The organism is Kushneria aurantia DSM 21353 (assembly GCF_000382245.1).
Taxonomy (GTDB): Bacteria; Pseudomonadota; Gammaproteobacteria; order Pseudomonadales; family Halomonadaceae; genus Kushneria; species Kushneria aurantia.
The window spans coordinates 1-3,991 of sequence record NZ_KB907916.1; the positions used below are offsets into that span (position 1 = coordinate 1).

The following is a 3,991-nucleotide window of genomic DNA, read 5'->3' on the forward strand; positions in this document are numbered from 1 at the left end:
CCCTGCCGTAGCTGATCGATGAACTTGACCACCGCCTGGGCCTCATCTTCGGTCAGCCAGTAGTTGCGTTGCCGACGCCCCATCGCCCGCTGTCGTGCGTCGTGCTCACGCTTGCGCTCTGCGTTGCTCTTACCGCCCCGGCGGCCTCGATTTTCGCTCAAAAACTTGACTCCCGTCCCGTTACTAGTAACTATTGGGGTGCGGTTACTAGTAACCGTTTTGCTATCCCGTGTCTACTGAGGGCGGCAGCATGTTCAACGACGAACTCCACCTACTCCAGGTCAACCCATGGGCCGATCATTGGCTCTCGCGTCCATTGTATCGCGGCGACGTGGCCAAGCGCGGCAACGTCGTGCCAACCCTCCAGGAACTGGCGGCTCTGCCAGCTCTCCTGGCAGCTGAGGAGGCCAGGGGCTGGCTCTACGGCAAACCGGCCCCGCATGTCCTCCAGGGGCTGCGAGAGGCCCTCGAGGCCCACCCAGAATCGAGGGCTGCCGAGTTGAGCTCGGCGAGATCCCGCATAAACAGCGCCATATCTGTACATATCCGCCATTAAATTTGATCAGAAATAAAGAGTCTTTGCATCGATCGTGCTTTTAAATGTTGCCATATTGGCATTATTTGCATTGAAAATTGCATGATCGTTTCTTTTTCTAAAGAATAGACTTGACTAAAAAACCATAGCGAGCGGAGGCGTCATGAGCGACGAGCGAAACAATCAGCGCAGTGGAGTGGGCCGGAAGGTTGCGAAAGGAACAGGGAAAGTTGTTTTGGCTCCGTTTCGGGCTGTCGGTCAATCCGGAAAATTAACGAAAGATCAATTTGTTAGCAGTATGAAGGCCGGTCATTTCGGAGACGCGAGCAACACGATCCGCGAAAACTGGCAAAAAGCTGCCAAGCCAGGACGGAATGATCAGTTCTTTGACATCTTTGGCGGCCCTGATGGGACAGAGTTACTGCAGTGGAACCTACGACGTTTCCTGTTGAAAAAACGAACTGCACTAGGATGCATGACGGCCTTTGTCGTCTACGGCGCGGTGTGCGTCCTCATGTTCCAGGCATTCTCGGGCCTGCTCGGGATGCTCGGTGCGTTGATATTAGGCTGCACGTTTGCCACAGACGCCCAATTTCGTCTGTGGCAGCTGCGCAATCACCGCCTAAGCCGCGAGGAAAAGGGCGGATTCCAGTATTTTTGGCGGGAGGAGCCGGTCTGGCAGATCTTCAACCCCGAGCTGGGAGGTGGCCGCCATGGTAGCTAGCCGAAGCCGCCACCCGCTGTTCCTGGTTGCCCTGGTCGTGATGGCCGCTGCACTGGCTATCCTGAGCTCGAGCACTGCGTTGGCTCAGGCTCAGGGGCCCGTGCAGATGAATGAGATCCAGCAGGCAGCGGAGCGCGAAGGGGATCGCTCTCGGGATGCTCTGGAAATCGTCTTTGGTGACATCATTCGAAACCCTCTCGCAGTCGATGGCGGTGAGTCGACTACGATGGTTGCGAGCGTATTCACCATCCTCAATGGGATCGGCCTGATTGTCGGCGGCTTCCTGCTGGGGTTTGTGATATTGAGGAAGATCTTCAAATGGGGGAATGACGGGGAGCTCTTCAAACGCGGTGATAGCAATTCGTTTGCTGTGCTGCGCTACGTCTGGGGATTCATCGCTCTCGTACCTACTGCATCCGGTTGGTCGATGGCTCAGCTAGTCATGCTGTGGTCAGCCTCGCTACTGGGGGTTGGAACCGCCAATCTCGCCACTGACGCTGCGTTGGACAACTTCTACGATGGTGGCTCAATGGCCCTGGAGCCAGCTCGCCCCGAAACCAGGTCGCTCGCTGAGTCTCTGTTTCATGCCAACCTCTGTGCAGCAGGGGTCAACAGAGGCATAGCGGAAGGCAATGCCGTCGGCGCGAATATCGGTAACGAAGCACTGATACAGACGCATACCCTCGACAATGGATTTATCCTCGCCGATGGCTCTCGCAATATGGTGTGTGGTGGGGCTACCTATCCAGAAGAGCATAACTCGACATCGTATCTCGGGGTCGACCTCGATCAGCAACCTGTGCTGGAAGCACAGATGAATGCTCTGCTACAGATGCAGCAGTATTTAGCGCCTCAGGCCGATGCCTATGCAAATGCGGTATTTGCCAGCTCGAATGATAGTAGCGTGTCCGTGCCCAGTGCAGCTCGCATCATTGCTACGGCTGCACGCCGTTACGACCAAGGTTTAGGCAGTATGAGTCCACTCGCTTCCAATAAAGCAAGCGAGATACGAGAGGAAGTCGTTAACGCTATCTCAGAACGTGGGTGGTGGGAGCTGGGCAGTTGGTACAACGCCATGGCCCAGGCAAATTCAATTGCTGCTAGCAGTTTTATGGATCGAGCCCAGGCAGTAGGCCAGGATATACGACAGACTGGAGCTATCGGGAGTTATCATTCTCGCTTGATCAGATATACCGAAACCCAGCGTGACCAAGTTGCGCGGCGCACGGGAAACACAAGCGAAATCAGTGAGGGAGATGCAGCTAACTCATCAACCGACGATTCGAGCAAGATCCTGTCCGAGGTCTTCTCATTCCTGAGCTCCCCAGGACAGTGGCTAACAAATGCTGGCATTGGCCAAGCGGAAGGAGTGAACGGTACTGTCAATCCGATTATCGCGATGAAGAGCCTTGGCGACAACATCTTAGTCGGTACTGAGGGAGCTGTAGTCGGCTATATCGGTCTGAAAGCCACAGCCGGAGGCGCAGAAGGGTGGTCAGATTCCGTGTGGGGACGCCTCACATCAATCGCGACCGGTGGGGCTACGCGATTTGCCATCAAGTTCGCAAAAGCCGCTACAGACGCGCTGTCCCCGCTGATCATTCTCGGCATCATCATGTTGTTTGGATTCGGCATCACGCTGTCGATCTACGTTCCATTTGTCCCGTTCGTCATCTGGTTCGCGGCGATCATCAATTGGCTGGTGTTTGTGGCCATTGGTGTCGTGGCCGCGCCTCTGTGGGCCTTTGCGCACTTGTCTGGCGAAGAAAATGACGGGCGTACTGTGCATGGTTACATCTTCATGCTGAACGCGATGCTGCGTCCTGTGTTGATGGTGGCCGCGTTCCTCTTGGCTGGGGGTATCCTTGTAGCAGGGGGAACCTTGCTCAACGAGATGTTCGGTCCAGCACTATCCAACGTTCAAGCGGACTCTATGACCGGTGTTGTCAGCATCATCGGGTTTATCGGGCTTTACATATCGGTTTGCCTGACGTTGATTCACACGTCATTCAATCTGATTTTTCAGATTCCCGATAAGGTCATGGAGTGGATCGGCGGTTCGCAGCTGGCCACTGGCCAGGGAAGTGAACAGGAACAACAAAACGCCATGCGGGCACTGGCAGCCGTTGCTCGGGATGGACGACATGGCCGTGGGCCTAGTCCCGACCCGACGAACCCTCCAGGTGGAGGTGGGAAAGGAAGCATCCACAAGGGTTAAGGAGATAGGGTTATGTATCTGATTGCTAAGTTGTTATTCGTTGTTGCTGCGCTGGTCTGCGGTGCCTGGTTTTTGCTGGCCGCGATATTCGCGATCTTCACTCCGCTGTCAGCTCCAGTGCTCATATTGCTCATCGGAGCGCCAGTGCTCGGATTCATTGCGCTATTGCCGCTGCGAGGGCTTATTCGCAGGAACCGCAACCGGCTGCAGAGAATGATCAACGCCTATATCGATGACCAGGGCCTATCTCGCGACCAGCTTGGGCCTGTCGTCAGCTCAGACGAAAAGCCTACTGCCATGGCGTTCTACGACCAGGACCAAGTGATTCTGGTGTCTGCACAACAAGGCGAACACTACGTCGAGCGGTTCGACATCGACGAGCTCGGGTGGCGTGAGATCCGCGATAAGCAGGGGGAGTACTTAGTCGCCCCTGCTAAACCCCGATTTTTTCCGGGGAGTCGAATTCGGCTCTCCTTATACTGGCCAATGAGCACAAAAAATTGAAGATCATTGA

The 3,991-nt window shown here is 55.3% G+C and carries 3 protein-coding genes; all 3 read left to right on the plus strand.

What is annotated here, in order from left to right; genetic code table 11:
* Positions 1-698: 698 nt before the first annotated feature.
* Genes H146_RS21660 through H146_RS0117940 form a run of 3 tightly spaced genes read left to right on the plus strand, consistent with a single transcriptional unit; the run spans position 699 to position 3,981 of the window.
* Positions 699-1,259: a hypothetical protein gene (locus H146_RS21660; protein ID WP_156826904.1), complete on the plus strand. Its 561-nt coding sequence runs from the start codon at positions 699-701 to the stop codon at positions 1,257-1,259.
* Entirely contained in the window at positions 1,249-3,477 is a 2,229-nt protein-coding gene (locus H146_RS19915) for a DotA/TraY family protein (protein WP_083920957.1), read from the plus strand. The genes H146_RS21660 and H146_RS19915 overlap by 11 nt, the downstream gene beginning before the upstream one ends.
* Before the next feature lie 12 nt (positions 3,478-3,489).
* A complete protein-coding gene (locus tag H146_RS0117940) occupies positions 3,490-3,981 on the plus strand; it encodes a hypothetical protein (protein ID WP_019953253.1) in 492 nt (163 codons plus the stop codon).
* Positions 3,982-3,991: the final 10 nt, after the last annotated feature.